This window comes from Pseudomonas atagonensis (assembly GCF_011369485.1).
Lineage (GTDB): Bacteria > Pseudomonadota > Gammaproteobacteria > Pseudomonadales > Pseudomonadaceae > Aquipseudomonas > Aquipseudomonas atagonensis.
Genome location: NZ_VXCA01000024.1, coordinates 15,168 through 37,781, shown reverse-complemented (window position 1 = coordinate 37,781; position 22,614 = coordinate 15,168). Strand labels below are relative to the sequence as shown.

Annotated in this window: 20 protein-coding genes; 7 read left to right on the top strand and 13 right to left on the bottom strand. The window is 57.6% G+C overall.

Going from position 1 to position 22,614, the window contains the following annotated elements:
- Together F2P67_RS15340 and mgrA are read left to right on the top strand one after the other, a co-directional pair.
- Entirely contained in the window at nucleotides 1-1,320 is a 1,320-nt protein-coding gene (locus tag F2P67_RS15340) for an LLM class flavin-dependent oxidoreductase (protein WP_166221363.1), read from the top strand.
- Nucleotides 1,321-1,384: 64 nt separating this feature from the next.
- The gene (gene mgrA, locus F2P67_RS15335; RefSeq protein ID WP_166221361.1) at nucleotides 1,385-2,422 is read left to right on the top strand and encodes an L-glyceraldehyde 3-phosphate reductase; all 1,038 of its coding nucleotides are present in this window, start codon (nucleotides 1,385-1,387) and stop codon (nucleotides 2,420-2,422) included.
- A gap of 210 nt (nucleotides 2,423-2,632) precedes the next feature.
- On the opposite strand, the gene tauD is transcribed toward mgrA, so the two are convergent.
- From tauD to F2P67_RS15300, 7 genes are all read right to left on the bottom strand, one after another.
- Nucleotides 2,633-3,475 (bottom strand): taurine dioxygenase, encoded by an 843-nt coding sequence (tauD, locus tag F2P67_RS15330; protein ID WP_166221359.1) that lies wholly within the window; start codon nucleotides 3,473-3,475, stop codon nucleotides 2,633-2,635.
- A 57-nt stretch (nucleotides 3,476-3,532) separates the two neighbouring features.
- Nucleotides 3,533-4,366: a taurine ABC transporter permease TauC gene (gene tauC, locus F2P67_RS15325; protein ID WP_166221357.1), complete on the bottom strand. Its 834-nt coding sequence runs from the start codon at nucleotides 4,364-4,366 to the stop codon at nucleotides 3,533-3,535.
- Nucleotides 4,363-5,157, bottom strand: a complete 795-nt coding sequence (gene tauB, locus F2P67_RS15320; protein ID WP_166221355.1) for a taurine ABC transporter ATP-binding subunit — start codon at nucleotides 5,155-5,157, stop codon at nucleotides 4,363-4,365. The genes tauC and tauB overlap by 4 nt, the downstream gene beginning before the upstream one ends.
- A gap of 16 nt (nucleotides 5,158-5,173) precedes the next feature.
- Nucleotides 5,174-6,151, bottom strand: coding sequence for a taurine ABC transporter substrate-binding protein (gene tauA / locus F2P67_RS15315; RefSeq protein ID WP_166221353.1), 978 nt, complete (start codon nucleotides 6,149-6,151; stop codon nucleotides 5,174-5,176).
- Nucleotides 6,152-6,466: 315 nt separating this feature from the next.
- Nucleotides 6,467-8,050, bottom strand: a complete 1,584-nt coding sequence (gene gshA, locus F2P67_RS15310; protein ID WP_166221351.1) for a glutamate--cysteine ligase — start codon at nucleotides 8,048-8,050, stop codon at nucleotides 6,467-6,469.
- A gap of 213 nt (nucleotides 8,051-8,263) precedes the next feature.
- The gene (locus F2P67_RS15305; protein ID WP_085647944.1) at nucleotides 8,264-8,647 is read right to left on the bottom strand and encodes a PaaI family thioesterase; all 384 of its coding nucleotides are present in this window, start codon (nucleotides 8,645-8,647) and stop codon (nucleotides 8,264-8,266) included.
- Nucleotides 8,647-10,971, bottom strand: coding sequence for a Tex family protein (locus F2P67_RS15300; RefSeq protein WP_166221349.1), 2,325 nt, complete (start codon nucleotides 10,969-10,971; stop codon nucleotides 8,647-8,649). The genes F2P67_RS15305 and F2P67_RS15300 overlap by 1 nt, the downstream gene beginning before the upstream one ends.
- Before the next feature lie 358 nt (nucleotides 10,972-11,329).
- Between F2P67_RS15300 and ompR the strand changes: the two genes are divergently transcribed.
- Both ompR and F2P67_RS15290 read left to right on the top strand, forming a co-directional pair.
- Entirely contained in the window at nucleotides 11,330-12,070 is a 741-nt protein-coding gene (gene ompR, locus F2P67_RS15295) for an osmolarity response regulator transcription factor OmpR (RefSeq protein WP_166221347.1), read from the top strand.
- 113 nt (nucleotides 12,071-12,183) lie between these two features.
- Nucleotides 12,184-13,497, top strand: a complete 1,314-nt coding sequence (locus F2P67_RS15290) for an ATP-binding protein (protein WP_166221345.1) — start codon at nucleotides 12,184-12,186, stop codon at nucleotides 13,495-13,497.
- A gap of 147 nt (nucleotides 13,498-13,644) precedes the next feature.
- On the opposite strand, the gene rimK is transcribed toward F2P67_RS15290, so the two are convergent.
- From rimK to rimA, 3 genes are read right to left on the bottom strand one after another with little or no spacing between them, the layout of a single operon-like run.
- Entirely contained in the window at nucleotides 13,645-14,550 is a 906-nt protein-coding gene (rimK, locus tag F2P67_RS15285; protein WP_007949201.1) for a 30S ribosomal protein S6--L-glutamate ligase, read from the bottom strand.
- Nucleotides 14,547-15,026, bottom strand: a complete 480-nt coding sequence (gene rimB / locus F2P67_RS15280; RefSeq protein ID WP_166221343.1) for a retropepsin-like aspartic endopeptidase RimB — start codon at nucleotides 15,024-15,026, stop codon at nucleotides 14,547-14,549. The genes rimK and rimB overlap by 4 nt, the downstream gene beginning before the upstream one ends.
- A gap of 16 nt (nucleotides 15,027-15,042) precedes the next feature.
- Nucleotides 15,043-15,822 (bottom strand): S6 modification regulatory phosphodiesterase RimA, encoded by a 780-nt coding sequence (rimA, locus tag F2P67_RS15275; RefSeq protein ID WP_166221341.1) that lies wholly within the window; start codon nucleotides 15,820-15,822, stop codon nucleotides 15,043-15,045.
- Nucleotides 15,823-15,937: 115 nt separating this feature from the next.
- On the opposite strand from rimA, the gene F2P67_RS15270 reads away from it, so the two are divergent.
- Nucleotides 15,938-16,345, top strand: coding sequence for an RNA-binding S4 domain-containing protein (locus F2P67_RS15270; protein ID WP_103304139.1), 408 nt, complete (start codon nucleotides 15,938-15,940; stop codon nucleotides 16,343-16,345).
- A gap of 157 nt (nucleotides 16,346-16,502) precedes the next feature.
- Here F2P67_RS15270 and F2P67_RS15265 read toward each other — a convergent pair whose 3' ends face one another.
- Complete coding sequence (locus tag F2P67_RS15265) at nucleotides 16,503-17,303, bottom strand: phosphatase PAP2 family protein (RefSeq protein WP_166221339.1); 801 nt, start codon at nucleotides 17,301-17,303, stop codon at nucleotides 16,503-16,505.
- Between the two features lie 105 nt (nucleotides 17,304-17,408).
- Between F2P67_RS15265 and hslO the strand changes: the two genes are divergently transcribed.
- Nucleotides 17,409-18,311: an Hsp33 family molecular chaperone HslO gene (gene hslO, locus F2P67_RS15260; protein ID WP_166221337.1), complete on the top strand. Its 903-nt coding sequence runs from the start codon at nucleotides 17,409-17,411 to the stop codon at nucleotides 18,309-18,311.
- Between the two features lie 181 nt (nucleotides 18,312-18,492).
- Nucleotides 18,493-20,034 carry a phosphoenolpyruvate carboxykinase gene (locus F2P67_RS15255; protein WP_166221335.1) on the top strand — a complete coding sequence of 514 codons (1,542 nt, stop codon included), beginning with the start codon at nucleotides 18,493-18,495 and terminating at the stop codon, nucleotides 20,032-20,034.
- 81 nt (nucleotides 20,035-20,115) lie between these two features.
- Here the strand turns inward: F2P67_RS15255 and F2P67_RS15250 are convergent, their stop codons facing one another.
- Nucleotides 20,116-22,152, bottom strand: a complete 2,037-nt coding sequence (locus tag F2P67_RS15250; protein WP_166221333.1) for a hypothetical protein — start codon at nucleotides 22,150-22,152, stop codon at nucleotides 20,116-20,118.
- A gap of 2 nt (nucleotides 22,153-22,154) precedes the next feature.
- Nucleotides 22,155-22,613: a hypothetical protein gene (locus F2P67_RS15245; RefSeq protein ID WP_166221331.1), complete on the bottom strand. Its 459-nt coding sequence runs from the start codon at nucleotides 22,611-22,613 to the stop codon at nucleotides 22,155-22,157.
- Nucleotide 22,614 lies beyond the last annotated feature (1 nt).

The window sequence follows — 22,614 nt, the reverse complement described above, 5'->3', positions numbered from 1 at the left end:
ATGAGCAGACAACTGAAACTCGGTGCATTCCTCATGGCCACCGGGCACCACGTGGCTGCATGGCGTCATCCGGAGGTGCCGGCCAATGCCGGTCTGGATTTCGCCCATTACAGAAGGCTGGCGCAGATTGCCGAGGCGGCGAAATTCGATGCGTTGTTTGTTGCCGACAGTGTCGCAGCGCCAACCCAGGACATCGCCAGTCGCATGGCGCGCTCGGATCATTTTGAGCCACTGACTTTACTTTCGGCATTGAGCGCGGTGACGGAGCACATCGGCCTGATCGCCACGGCGACCACCAGCTACAACGAGCCGTACCATGTGGCGCGCAAATTCGCTTCGCTCGACCACCTCTCGGGCGGGCGAGCGGGGTGGAATCTGGTGACTTCGGACAATGCTGCCGAGGCGCTGAATTTCGGTCGCGACGAACACATTGGCCATGCCGAGCGCTACAGTCGCGCGCGTGAGTTTCATCAGGTGGTGACCGGACTCTGGGACAGTTGGGAGGACGATGCGTTTATCCGGGACAAGGCCAGCGGTGCGTATTACGACCCGTCGAAGCTGCATGTGCTGGATCACGTCGGCGAACACTTTCGCGTGAAAGGCCCGCTCAACCTGGCGCGTTCGCCGCAGGGACAACCGGTGGTCGTGCAGGCGGGCTCTTCCGAAACCGGGCGTGAGCTGGCGGCGCAGACCGCAGAAGTGGTGTTCACCGCGCAGACCTCTCTTGCCAGCGCACAGGCGTTTTACGCCGACCTCAAGGGGCGCTTGCCAAAGTACGGTCGCAGTGCCGATTCACTGAAAATCATGCCCGGGGTTTTTGTCGTGGTCGGGCGGACGGAAGCGGAAGCGCAGGAAAAATGTGAAACGTTTCAGCAATTGCTCGAACCGGAGGTTGGCGTCGCCTTGCTTGGGCGTATGCTGGGCAACTTCGATTTGTCGAAGTACCCGCTGGACGGGCCGTTGCCCGAGTTGCCGGTGACTGACAGCGGTCAGCAGAGTCGGCAGAAGTTGCTGACGGAACTGGCGGGGCGGGAAAACCTCACGCTGGTTGAACTGGGCCGCAAGATTGCCGGTGGTCGCGGGCATTACAACCTGGTCGGTACGCCTGAGCAGATTGCCGACCGCTTGCAAGAATGGTTCGAGCAAGGCGCGGCGGACGGTTTCAACGTACTGGTGCCGCACCTGCCGGGCGGGCTTGAAGACTTCGCCAACGGCGTGGTCCCGGAACTGCAACGGCGTGGGCTGTTCAGAACCGAGTATGAGGGCCGGACATTGCGCGAGAACCTGGGCCTTGTCCGACCCGGTAATAGATTTTTATAGCAACCTTCGCGAGCAGGCTCGCGAAGCAGTCGACACCCATTCAAGACAGACAAGAGAGGATTCGATGACTTACACCGCTGCCGAAAACCGCTACGACTCCATCCCTTACCGCCGCGTCGGACGCAGCGGTCTGGTATTGCCGGCGCTGTCCCTGGGCCTGTGGCACAACTTCGGCGACAGCACGCCGATCGACACCCAGCGCGCCTTGCTGCGCACCGCGTTCGACCTGGGCATCAACCACTTCGACCTGGCCAACAACTACGGCCCGCCCTACGGCAGCGCTGAGACCAATTTCGGTCGTCTGCTGCGCGAAGACTTCAAGCAGTACCGCGATGAGCTGATCATCTCCAGCAAGGCCGGTTGGGACATGTGGCCCGGCCCGTACGGCCAGGGCGGTGGCTCGCGCAAATACGTGCTGGCCAGCCTCGACCAGAGCCTGCAGCGCCTCGGTCTGGACTATGTGGATATCTTTTATTCACACCGCTTCGACCCGGACACCCCGCTGGAAGAAACCGCCAGCGCCCTCGCCACTGCGGTGCAGCAGGGCAAGGCGCTGTACATCGGCATCTCCTCGTACTCTGGAGTGAAAACCCGTGAGATGGCGGCGTTACTCAAGGAGTGGAAAGTGCCGCTGTTGATTCACCAACCGGCTTACAACCTGCTCAACCGCTGGGTGGAAAAAGACCTGCTCGACACCACCGATGAACTCGGCACCGGCGTGATTGCGTTCACTCCGCTGGCGCAGGGTCTGCTGACTGACAAGTACCTCAACGGTGTACCGGAAGATGCGCGGGTCAATCGTCCGGGCGGCGGTTCGTTGCAGGCCTCGCACTTGTCGGAAGCGAACATCGCCCATGTACACGCGTTGAATGAAATCGCCAAACGTCGTGGCCAGAGTCTGGCGCAATTGGCATTGGCGTGGACCCTGCGCGATCCACGGGTGACCTCGGCACTGATCGGTGCGAGCCGACCGGAGCAGATTGTCGAGAACGTTGGGGCGTTGAAGAATCTGAGTTTCAGTGCAGAGGAGCTGGCGGAGATTGACCGGTTTGCCCAGGAGGGCGGGATCAATCTTTGGGAGAAGCCTTCGACGGCGGAATAAGCCACCCTCACCCCAGCCCTCTCTCGGAGGGAGAGGGAGCCGACCGAGGTGTCTTGCGTCTTACAACGACCTGAAAGAACTTGTCGATTATGGATTCGCTACAAGACGTTCAGGTCGGCGTATCTCTGAAGCATCCCCCTCACCCTAACCCTCTCGCTCCGGGAGAGGGTTAGGGTGAGGGGCTTTTGATTTTGCCCTGGCATTAAAGGCTTAGCGAAAAAACGGCACATCCCCCAACACCGTAGCCCGCTGCATCACCCGCCGTGCCGGGCGGTAGTCATCCACCGCGTAATGCTGCGTCACGCGGTTGTCCCAGAATGCAATATCGTCCTTCTGCCAGCGCCAGCGAATGGTGAATTCCGGCCGCGTGGCGTGGGCGAACAGAAACTTCAGAATCGCTTCGCTTTCGGTCTCCGATAGCTCATTGATCTTCGAGGTGAAGCCTTCGTTGACGAACAACGAACGGCGCCCGCTCACCGGATGAGTACGGATCACCGGATGCGACAGTGGCGGATTCTTGCGCCGCGCTTCTTCCCACTGCGCCAACGCTTGCGGCGTGTTGCCGTAACGCTCCAGCGGAAACGAGCGGGTGAAATCGTGAGTCGCGCTCAGCCCTTCGAGCAAACCTTTCATCGGTGCCGACAGCGCCTCATACGCAGCAATCCCGCTGGCCCACAATGTGTCGCCGCCAAACTCCGGCAGTAGCTTGGCGCTGAGCACCGCACCCATGGCCGGGGTCGGCAGGAAGGTTACGTCGGTGTGCCAGATTGCGTTATCGCGCACGTCGGTGACGGCGGTGTCGAGGATCAGCACTTGCGGTTGTTCCGGCACGTTCGGGTAGATCGGGTGAATGTGCAGGTCGCCGAAATACGCGGCGAAACGCGCCTGTTGCGGCGGCTCGATCGGTTGGTTGCGAAAGAACAGTACCTGATATTTGAGCAAAGCCTGCTCGATGGCGTCGCGGTGTTCCATGCTCAACGGCTGGCTGATGTCGACGCCGCTGATCTGTGCGCCGAGTGCTGAGCTTAACGGGGTGATGTTCAGGCTGCTCATGGTGGTTCTCTTCAATTCCGGGGCCCCGAAACTGTCGGGGTAGTCAGTGCTGAAAAATCAGTGGGCCTGGCCGTGCCACGGCACCAGTTTGCGTTGCAGGGCGCGCAGGCCCATTTCCATCGCGAAGGCAATCAGGGCGATGACCAGAATCCCCAGCACCACCACGTCGGTGACCAGAAATTGCGCAGCCGACTGCACCATGAAACCCAAGCCGCTGGTGGCGGCGATCAACTCAGCGGCGACCAGCGTCGACCAACCGACACCCAGTCCAATGCGCACACCGGTCAGAATGTCTGGCAGGGCACTTGGCAAAATCACATGACGAATCAACTGTGCGCGGGTGGCACCCAACGACTGCGCCGCGCGCAATTTCGCCGGGTCAACTGTGCGCACCCCGGTCGCCGTGGCGATGGCGATAGGGGCGAAAATCGCCAGGTAGATCAGCAGTACTTTCGACAACTCGCCGATACCGCACCAGATTACGATCAGCGGCAGATACGCCAGTGGCGGGATCGGGCGGTAGAACTCGATCAACGGATCAAGGACACCACGGGCGATGCGGTTGGCGCCGATGGCAATGCCCACCGGCACCGCAGTCAGAATCGCAAAACCGAGGCCCAAGCCGATGCGGCTCAGGCTCGCGCCCAAGTGCTGCCACAGGGTCGAATCCATGTAACCGCTGGTGGCCAGTAACCAGCCTTTCTGCAACACGGCAGATGGTGGCGGCAGGAACAACGGCTCGATCAGGCCAGTGGCGGTGACTGCCCACCAGATCACCAGCAAGGCGAACAAGGTCAGCAGGCTGATCCAGCGCGTGCTGAGGCTGCGGCGCACGGGTATCGCCACCGATGGGGTTTTCACCGCCGGGGCGGAAACGTCGTAACTGCTCATGCGCGCTCCTGCCGTTGAACGGCGCTGCGTTGCGAGAACACTTTGCTCAGCACGTGTTCGCGGGTTTCGATGAAGCGCGGATCGGACTTGATCGCCCGCGCCGATTCGCCGGCGGCGTAACGCTGGCCGAAGTTGAGATGCAGGCGCTCGACGATCTGCCCCGGATTCGGCGCGAGGAGAATCAGGTCAGTGGCGAGGAACACCGCTTCTTCAATGTCGTGGGTAATCAGGAACACCGGTTTGGCGGTGCGTTGCCAGACTTGCAGCAACAGCTCCTGCATCTGTTCGCGGGTAAAGGCGTCGAGGGCGCCGAAGGGTTCGTCCATCAGCAATACACGCGGGTCGGCCGCAAGGGCGCGGGCGAGGCCGACGCGCTGTTTCTGGCCACCGGAAAGCTGCCAGATACGGCGGCTTTCGAAACCGGAAAGATCGACCAGCGCGAGCATTTCCCGGGCGATTTTTTCACGTTTGTCTCTGGCGACACCGGCCAGTTCCAGGCCGAAGGCAACGTTGGCCAGCACGTCCTGCCAGGGCAGCAAAGCATCGTCCTGGAACACCACGCCACGCTCGGCGCTCGGGCCTTTGACCGGCACGCCGTCGAGGGTGATACGCCCGGCGCTCGGTTCGACGAAGCCGGCAATCAGGTTCAACAGCGAAGTCTTGCCACTGCCGGACGGGCCGAGGGCTACCAGCAATTGCTGGGGGCCGAGGGTCAGGGAAATGTCCGCCAGCACCGGTTCCGGGCTGCCGGGATACTGTGCGCTGATGCGCTCCAGCTGTAGCAAGGCCATCGCGGTTAACTCCCGATCAGTTGGTGATGTATTTGGCGCTGACGTACGGCGCGTAGTCCGGCAGGACGGCTTCGACCTTGCCCTGCTCCTTGAGGAACGCAGCGGTGTCGGTGATGGCTTTGGTGGTCGGCGCGCCGAGGTCGCTGACCTGATCCGCTGCCAGCGGGTAGACGTTGCCTTGCAGCAGCAGCGGAATGTCACTGGCTTTGGCGCCGGAGAGTTTCACCAGTTTGTCGACGTTGGATTGATCGGCCAGCCAGGCTTTCGGATCCTTGCGGTAATCGGCGTAGGCGTCGAGGGTGACCTTGGCGAATGCGGTGACGATTTCCGGGTGCTTCTCGGCGAAATCCTTGCGCACGATCCAGGCGTCGAAGGTCGGCGCGCCGAACTTGGCCAATTCACCGGAAGTGATCAGCACCTTGCCGTTTTCCTTGGCCACACCCAGCGCCGGATCCCAGACGTAGGTGGCGTCGATGTCACCGCGTTTCCACGCGGCAATGATCGCTGGTGGGGCGAGGTTGAGCACGGTGACTTTCGATGGATCGATGTTCCAGTGCTTCAGCGCGGCGAGCAGGCTGTAGTGACCGGTCGATACAAACGGCACGGCGATTTTCTTGCCGACCAGATCCTGTGGCGTCTTGATGCCGGAGCCGTCGCGGGCGACCAGCGCTTCGGCGGCGCCGATCTGGGTGGCAATGAGGAAGGTTTCGACCGGGACTTTGCGGGTAATCGCAGCGGTCAGCGGGCTCGAACCGAGATAGCCGATCTGCACGTCACCGGAAGCGATCGCAGCGATAATGTCGGCGCCGTTATCGAACTTGCGCCAGGCGATATCGGCTTTGGTGGCTTTTTCGTAAGCGCCGTCGGCTTGGGCGACTTTCGCCGGGTCAACGGTGGTCTGGTAAGCGACGGTGAGGTCGGCAGCCTGGGCCAGAAAGCTCGCGGCAGCCAGGGAGGCTACGGCGAGCAGGCGAAGCGGGAAATTCAGTTTCATTGAAAAGCTCCATATCAGGCGACCGAGCGTCGGCGTGAAAGGAGACTAAATGATCTAAGAATCTAAAAATAAATAACTTTTTAGACTTAGCTTATGAGCGGAAAAATCTAAGCGAGAGATGTGTTCGAGAAGAATTTTGTGTCAGTGAGATCCAGCCCCTCACCCCAGCCCTCTCCCAAAGGGAGAGGGGGAAAGGGAGCAGATCGGGGGCTTTGCAAATCATGAGTTCGACTTGGTCGTTCAGGTCGGTGTAGCTCGAACGAACAACCCAGTCAGTCCCCTCTACCTCTGGGAGAGGGTTAGGGTGAGGGGCTCTTAGTTACTGATCGCCAGAATGCTCGCCTGATACGACCCGACAAACACATCGAAATCGCCGACCTCGTTCTGCTCCAGCTCAGCCTGAGCCGCCAGCGAAGACCGCGCCAGTTCCTCAAACTTCGCCTGTTCGTCGGCCGCCAACGGCTCGCTGCGGAAGAACTCGGCGTGGGCCTGGCTCTGACGCAGTGAGAACTGCGCAAAACTTTCCTTGTGTTCGGCCATCGCCGCCAGCACCTGCGCCGACGGTGTCAGGGACGGATCGCTGACCTTGGCCAGTTGCGCATCCAGCGCTTTACTGTGCGCGTCGCCACCATGGCTTTGATCCAGCAGTGCGGCCAGCGGGGCGATCTGCTCGAGCAGTTCGGCAGCCCAGGTTTTCAGCTCTACCTGCTCACCGTCACGCTGCAATTGCAGGCCCGGACGGCGACCTTCCTTGACCACGCTGAGGAAGTTCGACGTCGCGTTGCCGCAACTGGTATTGGTCAGCAACGGGCTGTCGTTGAGTGCGCAGTACAGCAGGAACGCGTCGAGGAAGCGCGATTCGGTGAGGTCGATGCCCATCGGCAGGAACGGGTTGATGTCCAGGCAGCGCACTTCAACGTACTGAATGCCACGGGCCACCAGCGCCTGAATCGGCCGCTCGCCGGTGTAGGTCACGCGTTTCGGGCGGATGTTGGAGTAGTACTCGTTTTCGATCTGCAGGATGTTGGTGTTGAGCTGCACCCACTCGCCATCCTTGTGCGTGCCGACCTCAACGTACGGCGCGTACGGCGTGGCCACGGCTTTGCGCAGGCTGTCGGTGTAGCTCGCCAGATCGTTGTAGCACGGCGTCAGGCCGGCCTGGGCGTTGCTCTGATAACCGAGGTCGCTCATGCGCAGGCTGGTGGCGTAGGGCAGGTACAGAGTATCCGGGTCGAGCTGTTCCAACTGGTGGGAGCGACCGCGCAGGAAACCTGCATCGAGCGCCGGCGAAGCACCGAACAGGTACATCAGCAGCCAACTGTAGCGACGGAAGTTGCGGATCAGCGCAATGTACGACGACGACTGGAAATCCCGGTCGGTGCCGACGAAGCCTTCGGCTTCTTTCAACAGCGGCCAGAGTTTTTCCGGCAAGGAGAAGTTGTAGTGAATCCCGGCGATGCACTGCATGGTCTTGCCGTAACGCAGGGCCAGGCCCTTGCGGTAGACGTACTTCAACTGACCGATGTTGGAGGTGCCGTAATAGGCGATCGGGATGTCTTCCTCGGCCGGCAACGGGCACGGCATCGATGGACTCCACAGGTACTCGTTGCCGAGCTTGCTGTAGGCAAAGCGATGAATCTTGTCCAGGCTCGCCAGCGTATCCGCCGGGTCGGGCAGGGCAGGCGTGATGAATTCCAGCAGCGACTCGGAATAGTCGGTGGTGATTTGTTCGTTAGTCAGCGCGGAACCCAGGGCTTCGGGGTGCGGCGTTTGCGCCAGTCGACCTTCGCTGGTCACGCGCAGGCATTCACGTTCGATACCGTGAAGGCACTGTTCGAGCAGAGAGAGGTTGGCGCGCTCGCCGAGCAGAGCCAGGCGGCGGTTGAGAAGTTCGCTCAATTTGGATTCCTTCACGCGTCAGTCGCCCCAATATGGGGGTGGGCAGGACGGTCTACAAGGGTGAAGTTGAAACTGGCGTTTTCGCCTGGTTTTTGAGCCACAACGGCCCGTGTCGATTGCCAACTTCACTCCTTGAATCTGGCTATTGCGCGCACGGAAAAGTTCGACGCCGCAGACGCAGCGCCGAAATTAACTCAAATTGATGACCAGTAGCTACAGGACAGCGAACGTGCCTTGTGCTTTTGCGACCAGTTTGTCGCCCTGCATCACGTCGGCTTCGACCACCAGCGTGCGCCGGCCCGGGTGGATCACCCGCGCCGTGCACAGCACCTCGCCGTCGGAAACGGCGCGGATGTAGTTGATCTTGCACTCGATGGTCGCGCTCTGCTGGTCAAAACCGTGGGTGCTGGAACAGGCCAGCCCCATGGCGATATCGACCAGACTGAACAGCGCGCCGCCGTGCAGCTTGCCGCCGCGGTTGCGCAGTTCCGGTTCCAGCGCCAGGGCGACTTGCGCCACCCCGGTTTCCAGGCTGTGCAGGCGGCAGCCCAACAGCTTGAAAAACGCGCTCTCGACGAGCCCGGCCGGAATTTCCATCAGCGTTTCTTCAACTGCTTGGCGTTGGCGAACAGCGAGGCCATGGCGTTGTTCACCGGGGCTGCGGTGGCGGTTTCCTTGCGCGGCGTGTTGTTCGACGACTGACGCGGCGCCGACCCCGGACGCGCGCCACGGGCGCCATCAATCTTCTCGCCCGGGGTGTCGCTCATGCGCATCGACAGGCCGACGCGTTTGCGCGGAATGTCGACTTCCATGACCTTGACCTTCACCACGTCACCGGCCTTCACCGCCTCACGCGGATCCTTGATGAACTTCTCCGACAGCGCCGAAATATGCACCAGACCGTCCTGATGTACGCCGATGTCGACGAATGCACCGAACGCAGTAACGTTGGTTACCACGCCTTCCAGGATCATGCCCAGTTGCAAGTCCTTGAGTTCTTCGACGCCTTCCTGGAACTCGGCGGTCTTGAATTCCGGACGCGGGTCACGGCCCGGTTTTTCCAGTTCCTGCAGGATGTCAGTGACGGTTGGCAGGCCAAAGGTTTCGTCGGTGAACTTCTTCGGATCCAGACGCTTGAGGAACCCGGCATCGCCGATCAGCGAGCGGATGTCGCGGTCGGTTTCAGCGGCAATACGCTGCACCAGTGGATAGGCTTCCGGGTGAACGGCCGAAGAATCCAGCGGGTTGTCGCCGTTCATCACGCGCAGGAAGCCGGCGGCCTGTTCGAAAGTTTTCTCGCCCAGACGGGCGACTTTCTTCAGCGCTGCACGGGTCTTGAACGCGCCGTGCTCGTCGCGGTGGGCGACGATGTTTTGCGCCAGTGTCGCGTTGAGGCCGGAAATTCGTGCCAACAGCGCCACCGAAGCGGTGTTCACATCAACCCCGACGGCGTTCACGCAGTCCTCGACCACGGCGTCCAGACCGCGCGCCAGTTTCAGCTGCGACACGTCGTGCTGGTACTGGCCAACACCGATGGATTTCGGATCGATTTTCACCAGCTCGGCCAGTGGATCCTGCAAGCGGCGGGCGATGGACACCGCGCCACGGATCGACACGTCCAGATCCGGGAACTCCTTGGCTGCCAGTTCCGATGCCGAATACACCGATGCGCCGGCTTCGGAAACCATGACCTTGGTCATCTTCATGGCTGGATATTTTTTGATCAGCTCGATCGCCAGTTTGTCGGTCTCGCGGCTGGCAGTGCCGTTGCCGATGGCGATCAGGTCAACCGAGTGCTTGGCGCACAGGGCGGCGAGGATAGCGAGGGTCTGATCCCATTTGTTGTGCGGCACGTGCGGGTAAACCGTGGCGTGATCCAGCAGTTTGCCGGTGGAGTCGACCACCGCGACCTTGCAACCGGTGCGCAGGCCCGGGTCGAGACCCAGCGTGGCACGCGGGCCGGCCGGCGCGGCCAGCAGCAGGTCGTGCAGGTTGTGGGCGAAAACGTTGATCGCCTCGGTTTCGGCACCGTCGCGCAGCTCGCCGAGCAGATCGGTTTCCAAGTGAGTATAGAGCTTGACCTTCCAGGTCCAGCGCACCACTTCGCCGAGCCATTTGTCGGCCGGGCGGTTCTGATTCTGGATGCCGAATTGCTGGCCGATCATGCCCTCGCACGGGTGCATGGTGCCCGGCAGTTCGTCGCCGATCTTCAGCGCGGAGCTGAGGATGCCCTCGTTACGACCACGGAAAATGGCCAGCGCGCGGTGCGATGGCATGCTTTTCAGCGGTTCGTCGTGTTCGAAGTAGTCGCGGAATTTCGCGCCTTCTTCTTCCTTGCCGGCGATGACGCGGGCGCTGAGGGTCGCTTCCTGTTTGAGGAAGTTGCGCAGTTTTTCCAGCAGACTGGCGTCTTCGGCGAAACGCTCCATCAGGATGTACTTGGCGCCTTCCAGCGCAGCCTTCACATCGGCCACGCCTTTTTCGGCGTCGACGAAAAAGGCGGCTTCGGTTTCCGGAGCAAGGTTCGGGTCGTTGAACAGGCCATCGGCCAAGTCGCCGAGGCCGGCTTCGAGGGCGATCTGGCCCTTGGTGCGGCGCTTCTGCTTGTACGGCAGGTACAAGTCTTCGAGGCGGGTCTTGGTGTCGGCGAGTTTGATGTCGCGCTCGAGTGCAGGGGTAAGTTTGCCTTGCTCTTCGATGCTGGCGAGGATGCTGATGCGCCGTTCGTCGAGTTCTCGCAGGTAGCGCAGACGCTCTTCCAGATGACGCAACTGGGTGTCATCGAGGCTGCCGGTGACTTCTTTCCGGTAACGGGCGATGAAGGGAACGGTAGAGCCTTCATCGAGTAGCGCGACGGCCGCTTCGACCTGTTGTGGGCGTACGCCGAGTTCCTCGGCGATGCGGCTGTTGATGCTGTCCATAAAACCACCTGACATATTGTGAAAGCAGGCTCGCAGGCACGGAAATAAAGGCCCGGAGTCTGGTTGAGCGGCTTGAAGATTGCCGCTGCCTGGGTCAAAAGGCACCCCATTGACCCGTGAAATCGAACAATTACTGCGGCCGCCAGGAAAAAAGCCCGGCCACCTGCGGTAACGATTCAGACGTTGCCTGGCACAAAACGCCGCGCATTATAACCAGCGTTCTGTCATTCGGGGGCGATGCAGTCTGTAGGCATAAACCCCGGTTTTCTGGCAGTGAAGGAAAAATCTGCTAACAATGCACACGGTGCGTATAACGGCAGCTACGCCATAATGCGCGCCGAGCTAAAAGGAGCATCCAATGAGCAGCACTGCACAAACTGCTGAAGGCGAAAAAATTCTTATCGTTGACGACGATCCGGGGCTGAGCAGCCTGCTGGAACGCTTTTTCGTCAGCAAGGGCTACCGCGCCCGCGCCGTACCGAATACCGAGCAGATGGATCGTCTGCTGTCGCGTGAAGTGTTCAATCTGGTCGTCCTCGACCTGATGCTGCCGGGCGAAGACGGTCTGACCGCTTGCCGTCGTCTGCGTGGCGCGAACAATCAGATTCCGATCATCATGCTTACCGCCAAGGGCGACGAGCTGAGCCGCATCAAGGGTCTGGAACTTGGCGCCGACGATTATCTGGCCAAGCCGTTCAACCCGGACGAGCTGATGGCGCGGGTCAAAGCGGTCCTGCGTCGTCAGGCTGCACCGGTGCCTGGCGCGCCGGGCAGTGAAGACGAAAACGTCACCTTCGGCGATTACGTCTTGTCGCTGGCCACTCGCGAACTGAAGCGCGGCGAAGAAGTGCACATGCTCACCACCGGTGAGTTTGCGGTACTCAAGGCGCTGGTGATGAACGCGCGTCAGCCACTTACTCGCGACAAGCTGATGAACCTGGCCCGTGGCCGCGAGTGGGATGCCCTCGAGCGTTCCATTGACGTGCAGATTTCCCGTCTGCGCCGGATGATCGAACCCGATCCGTCCAAACCGCGCTACATCCAGACTGTCTGGGGCGTGGGTTACGTGTTCGTACCGGATGGCACCGCCACCAAGTGATCGGTGATTTGTAGGAGCGAGTCTGGCGGGAGCGGTCGAACGGCCATTCCCACAGACTCGCAATCCGCAATATGCGAGCATTGCTCGCTCCTGCAAGTGTGTAGCGGTTATAGATGAAGACCCCCGTCTGGTTCCCCCAAAGTTTTTTCTCCCGCACCCTCTGGCTGGTGCTCATCGTCGTGCTGTTTTCCAAGGCGCTGACCCTGGTTTATCTGTTGATGAACGAGGACGTGCTGGTGGATCGCCAATACAGCCACGGCGTCGCCCTGACGCTGCGTGCCTATTGGGCCGCTGACGAAGAAAATCGCGCGAAGATCGCTGATGCCGCCACCCTCATCCGAGTCGTAGGCGCTGGCGTGCCAGAGGGCGAACAGCACTGGCCGTACAGTGAAATCTACCAGCGGCAGATGCAGGCGGAACTCGGTGCCGACACCGAAGTTCGTTTGCGCATGCACTCGCCACCGGCGCTGTGGGTTCGCGCGCCGAGTCTGGGCGACGGCTGGCTGAAAGTGCCGCTGTACCCACACCCGTTGCGCGGCCAGAAAATCTGGAACGTGCTCGGCTGGTTCCTCGCCATCGGCTTGCTCTCGACCGCATCGGCGTGGATTTTTGTCAGTCAGCTCAATCAACCGTTGAAGCGCCTGGTTTTTGCCGCGCGGCAACTCGGCCAGGGGCGCAGCGTGCGCCTGCCGATCAGTGACACGCCGAGCGAAATGACCGAGGTTTATCGCGCCTTCAACCAGATGGCCGAGGATGTCGAACAGGCCGGGCGCGAGCGCGAGTTGATGCTGGCCGGCGTGTCCCATGATTTGCGTACACCGTTGACGCGTTTGCGTCTATCGCTGGAGTTGATGGGCGATCGCAACGATCTGACGGACGACATGGTCCGTGACATCGAGGACATGGACGCGATTCTCGACCAGTTCCTCGCATTCATTCGCGATGGTCGTGATGAGTCGGTGGAAGAAGTCGATCTCAGCGATCTGGTGCGAGAGGTGGCTGCACCGTACAACCAGAACGAAGAGAAAGTGCACTTGCGTCTGGAGCCAATCCAGCCGTTTCCGCTGCGCCGGGTATCGATGAAGCGTTTGCTGAACAACCTCATTGGCAACGCCTTGAATCACGCGGGCAGTGGCGTCGAAGTGGCGGCCTACGTGTCCGGCGACACCAGCGCACCGTATGTGGTGCTGAGCGTGATGGACCGTGGCGCGGGGATCGATCCGTCGGAGCTTGAGGCGATCTTCAACCCGTTCACCCGGGGGGATCGCGCGCGGGGCGGCAAGGGTACCGGGTTGGGGCTGGCCATCGTCAAGCGGATTGCTTCGATGCATGGCGGCAATGTTGAACTGCGTAATCGGTCCGGTGGCGGACTGGAGGCGCGGGTAAGGTTGCCGCTGGGGTTGATGCTGCCGCGAGATGCTGTTTAACAGCTGAAACTTTCGTTGAGGCTGATGGCCCCTTCGCGAGCAAGCCCGCTCCCACAGTTGCTCCGGTTCCTCCTGAAGGAATGCGATCAACTGTGTGAGCGGGCTTGCTCGCGAAGGCGGCCTGTCAGCAGCCAGATCTCTAACGGATCAACCCTTGCCTTTGGTTCGGGTCATGTTCGGCCCGCCATTCTTCTCCAGGTGCTCGATGATGATCCCCGCCACGTTCTTGCCGGTGGTGGTTTCGATTCCTTCCAGGCCCGGTGACGAGTTCACCTCCATCACCAGCGGCCCGTGATTGGAGCGCAGGATATCCACGCCCGCCACCGCCAGGCCCATGACCTTGGCCGCACGCAACGCGGTCATGCGTTCTTCCGGGGTGATTTTGATCAGGCTGGCGCTGCCGCCGCGATGCAGGTTGGAGCGGAATTCGCCCGGCTTGGCCTGACGCTTCATCGCCGCAATGACCTTGTCACCGACCACAAAGCAGCGAATATCTGCGCCGCCCGCTTCCTTGATGTACTCCTGCACCATGATGTTCTGCTTCAACCCCATGAACGCCTCGATCACCGACTCCGCCGCCGTCGCGGTTTCGCACAGCACCACGCCAATGCCCTGGGTGCCTTCCAGCACTTTAATTACCAGCGGAGCGCCGTTGACCATGTCGATCAGGTCGGGAATATCGTCCGGCGAGTGCGCGAAACCGGTCACTGGCAAGCCGATGCCACGGCGCGAGAGCAATTGCAGTGAACGCAACTTGTCCCGCGAGCGGGCAATCGCCACCGATTCGTTGAGCGGGAACACACCCATCATTTCAAACTGACGCAACACTGCGCAGCCATAGAACGTCACCGACGCACCGATCCGCGGGATCACCGCGTCGAAGCCTTCCAGCGGTTTGCCGCGATAGTGAATCTGCGGCTTGTGGCTGGCGATGTTCATATAGGCGCGCAGGGTATCGATCACTACCATTTCATGCCCGCGTTCGGTGCCGGCTTCGACCAGGCGACGGGTGGAATACAGACGCGGATTGCGCGACAGCACAGCGATCTTCATGCAACACCTGTGGAGGAGGTAGATACCGGGAACACCGGCTTGTCTTGTACATATTTGATGCCCGGATTGACCACCAACTGGCCATCGATCAGGGCTTTGGAACCGAGCAACAGGCGATAGCGCATGGATTTGCGGCAGGCGAGGGTGAACTCGACCGGCCAGACCCGATCACCGAGGGCGAAGGTGGTGCTGATCACGTAGCGCACCTGGGCCTGGCCGTTGGAGCTTTTGATGGTTTTGCGCGTCACCAGCGGGGCTTCGCAGCGCCGGTGACGAAGTTGCACCACCGTGCCCAGATGCGCGGTGAAGCGCACCCATTTCTCGCCGTCGCGTTCAAACGGTTCAATGTCGGTGGCGTGCAGGCTGGAGGTGCTGGCGCCGGTGTCGATTTTTGCCCGCAGGCCCGCCACTCCCAAATCCGGGAGCGCCACCCACTCGCGCAGACCGACAACGGTCAAATGGTCAAATGTCTTCAATAGAAAAAACCAACGATTAACGCGTCCAGGCCTCAGGTGACACCTGGGCCAACGCTTTGAATGCAGGTTTGGCGAACCAGAACCCCTGCATCAGAAATATTCCACAGTCCGCCAGGAAATCCCGTTCACCGGCGCTCTCGATGCCTTCGGCGATGACTGTAACGTCCAACTCCGCACAGATTGTGACAATCCCCCGGACGATCGCCTGACGGACACGGTCTTGATCGACATCGCGGATCAGCGCCATGTCGAGTTTGATCAGGTCCGGTTGGAAATCAGCCAGCAGATTGAGCCCCGAATAACCGGCACCGAAATCGTCGATGGCGGTCTTGAAGCCGAATTCGCGGTATTCACGCAGAATATTGGTCAAATGGCGATAGTTATCTACGTGCTCGCTTTCCAGGGTTTCGAAAATCAGTCGGTCGATCGGGAAATTGTGTTTCTTGGCCGCCTCCAGCGTGCTGCGAATGCATAACTCTGGACGATAGACGGCGTTGGGCATGAAGTTGATCGACAAGTGTGTCTGCATATTTAGGTTGGCCGCGCCTTCGATGGCACGGGTCCGGCAGAGTTGGTCGAAACGGTAGCGGTTGTCTTCTGTAACCTGATCTAACACGGTCATTGCGCCTTCACCGGCGAGACCACGAACCAGCGCCTCATTTGCGAAAATCGACTGGTCGCGCAGATCGACGATAGGTTGGTAGGCGAAGTCAAAATCGAAGCCCAGCGGCTCGCTTTGTTGACAGCCATGGCATCCGGCCTTGGGCGAGGTTAATGAAGAGGGGAATTTAGTCACTCGATCACTCCATGCCGCTGAACCGGCGAAGATCACAGTCTATCTGGAGGGCCGGATTCTTGCGCCCGACAGAAACGGTAGTACAGTTCGACTACTGGCTGAACGAGGAATTCATATGGCGCAAAAACAGGAAGAAGACGACAAGGTTCGTCTCGATAAATGGTTGTGGGCTGCGCGTTTTTATAAAACCCGTGCCTTGGCCAAAGCTGCGATCGAGAGTGGCAAGGTGCATTGTCGTGGTGAGCGTTGCAAACCGGGCAAGGAGCCGCGAATCGGTGATGAGTTCGAGATTCGCACTGGCTTCGAAGTGCGCACGGTTAAGGTTGAAGCCTTGTCAATCGTACGTCGCGGCGCACCCGAGGCGCAGACGTTGTATGCAGAAACCGAGGCGAGCGTTGCAAAGCGCGAAGCGGCTGCGGCGATGCGCAAGGCCGGTGCCTTGGGGGTAAGCACCGATGGCAAACCGAGCAAGAAACAGCGGCGGGATCTGTTCAAGTTTCGTGGGAACAGCAACGACGAGTAGAGCCGTTGTTGCTGTGTTATCTGTGCTGGTGTCATCGCGGGCAAGCCCGCTCCCACAGGTATTCAGCTGTTCAAAAAATTCATGTCACTGAAGATCACTGTGGGAGCGTGGCCTACCCGCGATCGAGTGCGCAGCACTCGCCATGGACGACGCGGTATCAGGCGCTACGCACCACACTCATCCGCGAAACCAGCGGCAACTTGCCCAGCAGATTGAAGATCGGCGAAGTCACCTTCAGCCAGAAATTCGCGGCGTGATAAGCAAACGGCGTGTAGTAACCCCAGCCCAACGCCCACACCGCCAGCAACACGCCACCAATGTAATCGTCCTGACCCCAATGCGCACCGGCGACCAGTCGCGGCAGCATGAATAACAGCGTCAGGCCCCAGATGATCACGTACTGACCCACAGTGCGGCTGAACACACCCATGAACAGCGCCCAGATCAGCAGCACCGAAGCATGGTCACCCGGGAAACTCTGGCTCGAGCGGTCTTTCAGCTCCCAGGTTTTTTCCAGATGCGGAAAGTAATCGCTGATGTGCACCGCGCCTTCCAGCACCATCGACGGGCTGCTGTGTTGCCAGTCCATGTGGTCGGCGAACTTGGAAAACAGCGTGCGGATCACCACCATCAACAGCAGGATCGAAAAAAATCCGAAGAAGGCGCGACGTACTTCAATCGCCTTGAACACCCAGTCGCCCTTGATCAGCAGCGCCAGCAGAATCAGGCCAACCACGATGTCGAACGGTCGCAGACTTGCAATTGCCCAGATGTGGAGCCATATCGGGTTGCTGGCCAGCGGTGCATTGAGCGAGCGGAACAGCCACTCGTCGAAAAACACACACAGCGCGTTGCCCGTAGGCCATAACCAGAAAGCCAGCAGCGCCAATGGCACTACGTTGCACAGAACCAGCCGGCCGAGGTTCCACCTTGATTGGAACAAACCCGGATTGTTCATAAAATGCCTCCCATGGCTAAGCAGTCGGCACCAAAAAGAGTGCCAAGAAGCGCAAATTTTCACGCCTTGTAACCATTTTGTCATCACATTCAGATACCCAAAATTATGACCGACCTTACGGATACCGATTTCACCCAACGTTTTATCTTCGATGACAGCGACACGCGCGGCGAACTGGTTGCGCTGGAGCGCAGCTACGCCGAAGTTCTCGCCAAGCACCCGTACCCGGAGCCGGTGGCGCAATTGCTCGGCGAATTGATGGCGGCTGCCTCGTTGCTGGTGGGCACCCTGAAGTTCGACGGCCTGCTGATTTTGCAGGCACGCTCCGAAGGACCGATCCCGCTGCTGATGATCGAGTGCTCCAGCGACCGTGAAATCCGTGGCCTGGCGCGTTACAACGCCGATCAGATCGCCGCGGATGCGACCCTCAACGACTTGATGCCGAACGGCGTCCTGGCGCTGACCGTCGACCCGACTGTTGGCCAGCGATATCAAGGTATCGTCGATCTCGACGGCGAAACCCTGTCCGAGTGCTTCACCAATTATTTCGTCATGTCGCAGCAGGTTGGCACCCGCTTCCAGCTGTTCGCCGACGGTCGTCGTGCCCGCGGTCTGCTGCTGCAGCAACTGCCTGCTGATCGCTTGAAAGACGAAGAAGACCGCGCTGCCAGCTGGCAGCATATTACTGCGCTGGCCACCACGCTGACCGCTGATGAACTGTTGAGCCTGGACAACGAAACCGTTCTCCATCGTCTTTATCATGAAGAGCAGGTGCGCCTGTTCGACGTGCAGAAACTGCGTTTCCATTGCAGTTGCTCGCGGGAGCGTTCGGGCAATGCACTGGTCAGTCTGGGTCAGGAAGATGCGCAGGCATTGGTGGTGGAAAACGGTGGCAACATCGAGATCGATTGCCAGTTCTGCAACCAGCGTTACCTGTTTGATGCGACCGATGTAGCTCAATTGTTCGCTGGCGCAGGCGTCGACACGCCGTCAGATACCCGGCACTAAAACGGTTCAGCGCAGGTAAATTCACTGCGTAACGACGGAATATCGCCGTTACGACGGGAGGACCCTACTCTTTTTGGGCTTTTCTGGCATAATCCGGCCCACTTTTTTCGCGGTAGTAGTGCACGACTTTCTACTACAAAACGTTTGGAGCACACTCGGCCACTGGCCGACGGGGAACCTCATGACGCAAGCCAATAACGCCGTGTACACCGATCTGAGTGTTGATGATCTGGTAAAAGAAGCCCTGAACCGCGGTGAGGGCGAGCTTGCCGATACCGGCGCTCTGGTTGTTCGCACTGGTCACCGCACCGGTCGTTCGCCTGTTGACCGTTTCATCGTTGAAGAGCCTTCCACCCAGGCCGCTATCGCCTGGGGCCCGATCAACCGCAAGTTCCCGGCCGACAAGTTCGACGCGCTGTGGGCTCGTGTTGAAGCCTTCAACAACGCGCAAGAGCATTTCGTTTCCCACGTGCATGTAGGCGCGGCCGAAGATCACTACCTGGCCGTGAAGATGACCACCCAGACTGCATGGCAGAATCTGTTCGGTCGTTGCCTGTTCATCAACCCGGCTCAGTACAACCCGGCCGGTCGCGAAGAGTGGCAAGTGCTGAACGTCGCCAACTTCGAGTGCGTGCCTGAGCGTGACGGCACCAACTCCGACGGTTGCGTGATCATCAACTTCGCGCAGAAGAAAGTGCTGATCGCCGGTATGCGTTACGCCGGTGAAATGAAGAAAGCCATGTTCTCCGTGCAGAACTTCCTGCTGCCGGCTGCTGACGTGCTGCCAATGCACTGCGCTGCCAACATCGGCGAAGAAGGCGACGTGACCCTGTTCTTCGGTCTGTCGGGCACCGGTAAAACCACCCTGTCGGCCGACGAAAGCCGTTACCTCATCGGTGACGACGAACACGGCTGGGGCGAAGGCGTTGTCTTCAACATCGAAGGCGGCTGCTACGCCAAATGCATCGACTTGTCCGAGAAGAACGAGCCGGTCATCTGGAAAGCCATCAAGCACGGCGCCGTGTTGGAAAACGTCGTGATCGACGATGCCAAGCACGCCGACTACGCCGATGTCAGCCTGACCCAGAACAGCCGCGCAGCCTACCCGCTGGAGCACGTTGCCAAGCGTTCCGAGCAGAACCTGGGCGGCGAGCCGAACGCTGTGATCTTCCTGACCTGCGACCTGACCGGCGTGCTGCCGCCAGTGTCGATCCTCAACGAAGAACAAGCGGCCTACCACTTCCTGTCCGGCTACACCGCACTGGTGGGCTCGACTGAAATGGGTTCGGGCAGCGGCATCAAGTCGACCTTCTCGACTTGCTTCGGCGCACCGTTCTTCCCGCGTCCGGCTGGCGAATACGCAGAACTGCTGATCAAGCGCATCCGCGGCTTCGGCTCCAAGGTCTACCTGGTCAACACCGGTTGGACTGGCGGCGGCTACGGCGTCGGTAAACGCTTCAACATCCCGACCACCCGTGCGGTGATCGCAGCGATCCAGAGCGGCGCGCTGATCGGTGCCGCCACCGAGCACCTCGACACCATCAACCTCGACGTGCCACTGGCCGTGCCGGGCGTTGAAACCAACCTGCTCAACCCACGCAACACCTGGGCTGACAAGGCTGCGTACGACGAGGCTGCCAAGGCACTGGCCGGTCTGTTCATCGAGAACTTCAAGAAGTTCGAAGTGAGCGACGCGATCAAGGCTGCCGGGCCGAAGTTGTAAGAGTCGGTTTGTAGCGAATGAAAAAGCCGCCTTTAAGGGCGGCTTTTTTATTCTATATTTCGTTATAAAAAAATCTGTAGTTTAATTTAGTTTTCGGATTATTTTCCCCTGGTTTGTATCAAACGAAACTAGTGAGTACTGCTTTGAACCTAAAGCATCCTTTAAAACTTTTTCGTCTTCTGACGTGGCGAATATTATTTGTCCTGATTTTTCACATAGTTCTGAAGCTGTTTTCAGTAGTTCCGTGAAACTTAATTTGTTAGCCTCCTGTTGACGCGGCTCATCCAAAATTAAAACTCCTGGATGATTCGTTTCATAATTATTCCTCATTTTGAATAGGCTAAGTAGATAGCTCCAAATAATCCGTATCCCATCACTCGCGGATGTATCAAAGCCGATGTCGAAGCCCTCGCGAGTAGGGAGATAGTTGTCGCGAGATATCTCTAGAAGCTTTGGATCAAAACTCGAAAATCCATATTTTATTAGCATTTCCACTAGATCTTTCCTCAACTCATTGAGCTTATTTAAGTCAAGTTCTGAAAGTATTTCTACAGGCAGCTTCCTGCGTGAATCTGTAAGGGACTTGTATTTTTTGAATGTCTTGTCAAGGCTCAGTCGTATCTTGTAAATTTCAGAAATTGTAAGTTTGTATTTTTCTATTTCATTTTCAAGTTTTATTTTCTTTCGAAGATTTTCTTCTCTAACTACATAGTCGACATCAAATGTTGAGGTTTTTAATCGTGTTAAGATCTCTCTGCTATCTTTGATGGATAAGTTGATCTTGTTTAGCTCTATTCGAATTTCAATGATCTGGTTTTTTAGTCTGGCGTTAACACTTTCAAAGGTTTTTATTTGTTCTTTGATAAAGGCGAGGCTTTCGTCAAATGACATGATTGGGTCAACCCTAGCCATGTCAATGATATTGTCAGTATATTCTTGCCCGCAGGTTGGACATTCGTTATTTAGTAAGTCAGATCCTTCTAGAAAAGCCATCGTTCCGATTTTCTTTAGATCTTCATACTTTCTTTTATCATCAATTAAACTATCAATGCGTTTTTGCGTAGCCGCAACCTGGTGGCCGAGGTATGAATTTTCGTCTTCTAACTCATTTGCGCGATATATTAGATTTCTGACTTCATCGGTTTTTTGATCAATTTTTGATTGAAGCTCTTCGTCTAATTTAGGAGCTTCGATGTTAGTGTTAATTTTTTCTATGAAGTTACTCAGCTCATTTTCCAGTTTTTCAATGACAGTTGTCATTGAATTCCACCGGTCAGCATTCTTAACAGATACATCTAATTTATATGGGTCAAATTTGCTGTCGGGAGATTCGCTAACTCCTGTCACTTGGCCGAAGATTCTCGCTGCAACTAGCTCTGATTCCCTGTAGAATTTTTTCCATTCGGACAACGTTTCATCTATCTGAACTTTTAAATTCGCTCGTTTTTTTATTGTCTCATTAGTGTCTAGGTTTAATATGAATTCTAATGCTCGTTTTTTTGCATCTTTGACTCTCAAAAACAATGGAGTCGTTGCTTGTATGGCGCTCCAACCTTTTTTTTGCTCCACGAACCAAGTAGGAAAAAATATGGATGGATAAAGTAAACACTCGCGACCGTCCTGAGTTGGGACGAATGGCAGTTCCCAGTCTAAAAATTTACAAAGCCAGTGGTAGAATCCTAGTTCTCGAGAAGTGTCTCCTTCACGATGTAAAAAAAGTTTTGTAGGTGAAGCTGAATAAAATTCATCAATACGCCCCTGACCTTGTTCAATCAGGTTTTCGTCCATCGGTCCTACAATTTGTCTTTTTAGGGTAGATACTTCGCCCTTGGAGTTTTCTATTTCTAGATATACTTTTGAGGAAATTATTAACTGCTCAATTTTATCTTTGTTCTCTACTGCTTTGGTGAGCGAAGGTGGGAATGGTAGTTTTACATCAGCCAAACCTAAGGCTTTCTCCATTCCTAATGCGTAGGCTATAGCGTTCATGCATGTCGATTTACCGTGTGAGTTTTCAACCCTTAGTATGAATAGCCCTCGAGAAAATGGAATATCGACGCCGTAGTCGCCGTCAGCTGTTTTCGCTACTATTTTGAGTCTTGTGATTGTGAGAGACATTTTTAGCCTGCTTTAAATAATCGTTCAATAGAAGCTTCAGACAAAAGTTTGCTCGCTTTGCGAAGTATGTCTTTCTCGTGTGCGAGTACGTCGAAATGTTCTATTTTTGAAAAAAAATCTATTCCAGACGGAGTTAACTCAATTTTTCCATCTGCTTTGTTTACGTAGTTTAAGGCAGTCAGTAAGTCAATTGCTCTATCGATAGAAGGCTCTAATCTTACGTTCGGACTTATTTTGTTTGTGCCATTACACCAGGCCGTAACTTCTTTAAGGTGATCTTGTTTTTTTGTGAGCCAATTTGCAGTGTGTATTTTTTTGAGCGAACATTTATAATTTCTGCCAGTTATACCTAGGATTAAAATTAGTAGGCAGGATTTCCATAGAGGCCTAGTATCCCCCGGTATGAATTCACTTCTCTTCACGAAAGAAAAAGGTGTGTGTAGAATGTCATTTATATTCATT

Coding starts and splice junctions, on each gene's coding strand:
- F2P67_RS15340 (WP_166221363.1), top strand. CDS start 1: ATGAGCAGACAACTGAAACTCGGTGCATTCCTCATGGCCACCGGGCAC.
- mgrA (WP_166221361.1), top strand. CDS start 1,385: ATGACTTACACCGCTGCCGAAAACCGCTACGACTCCATCCCTTACCGC.
- tauD (WP_166221359.1), bottom strand. CDS start 3,475: ATGAGCAGCCTGAACATCACCCCGTTAAGCTCAGCACTCGGCGCACAG.
- tauC (WP_166221357.1), bottom strand. CDS start 4,366: ATGAGCAGTTACGACGTTTCCGCCCCGGCGGTGAAAACCCCATCGGTG.
- tauB (WP_166221355.1), bottom strand. CDS start 5,157: ATGGCCTTGCTACAGCTGGAGCGCATCAGCGCACAGTATCCCGGCAGC.
- tauA (WP_166221353.1), bottom strand. CDS start 6,151: ATGAAACTGAATTTCCCGCTTCGCCTGCTCGCCGTAGCCTCCCTGGCT.
- F2P67_RS15305 (WP_085647944.1), bottom strand. CDS start 8,647: ATGGAAATTCCGGCCGGGCTCGTCGAGAGCGCGTTTTTCAAGCTGTTG.
- F2P67_RS15300 (WP_166221349.1), bottom strand. CDS start 10,971: ATGGACAGCATCAACAGCCGCATCGCCGAGGAACTCGGCGTACGCCCA.
- ompR (WP_166221347.1), top strand. CDS start 11,330: ATGAGCAGCACTGCACAAACTGCTGAAGGCGAAAAAATTCTTATCGTT.
- F2P67_RS15290 (WP_166221345.1), top strand. CDS start 12,184: ATGAAGACCCCCGTCTGGTTCCCCCAAAGTTTTTTCTCCCGCACCCTC.
- rimK (WP_007949201.1), bottom strand. CDS start 14,550: ATGAAGATCGCTGTGCTGTCGCGCAATCCGCGTCTGTATTCCACCCGT.
- F2P67_RS15270 (WP_103304139.1), top strand. CDS start 15,938: ATGGCGCAAAAACAGGAAGAAGACGACAAGGTTCGTCTCGATAAATGG.
- F2P67_RS15265 (WP_166221339.1), bottom strand. CDS start 17,303: ATGAACAATCCGGGTTTGTTCCAATCAAGGTGGAACCTCGGCCGGCTG.
- hslO (WP_166221337.1), top strand. CDS start 17,409: ATGACCGACCTTACGGATACCGATTTCACCCAACGTTTTATCTTCGAT.
- F2P67_RS15255 (WP_166221335.1), top strand. CDS start 18,493: ATGACGCAAGCCAATAACGCCGTGTACACCGATCTGAGTGTTGATGAT.
- F2P67_RS15250 (WP_166221333.1), bottom strand. CDS start 22,152: ATGTCTCTCACAATCACAAGACTCAAAATAGTAGCGAAAACAGCTGAC.
- F2P67_RS15245 (WP_166221331.1), bottom strand. CDS start 22,613: ATGAATATAAATGACATTCTACACACACCTTTTTCTTTCGTGAAGAGA.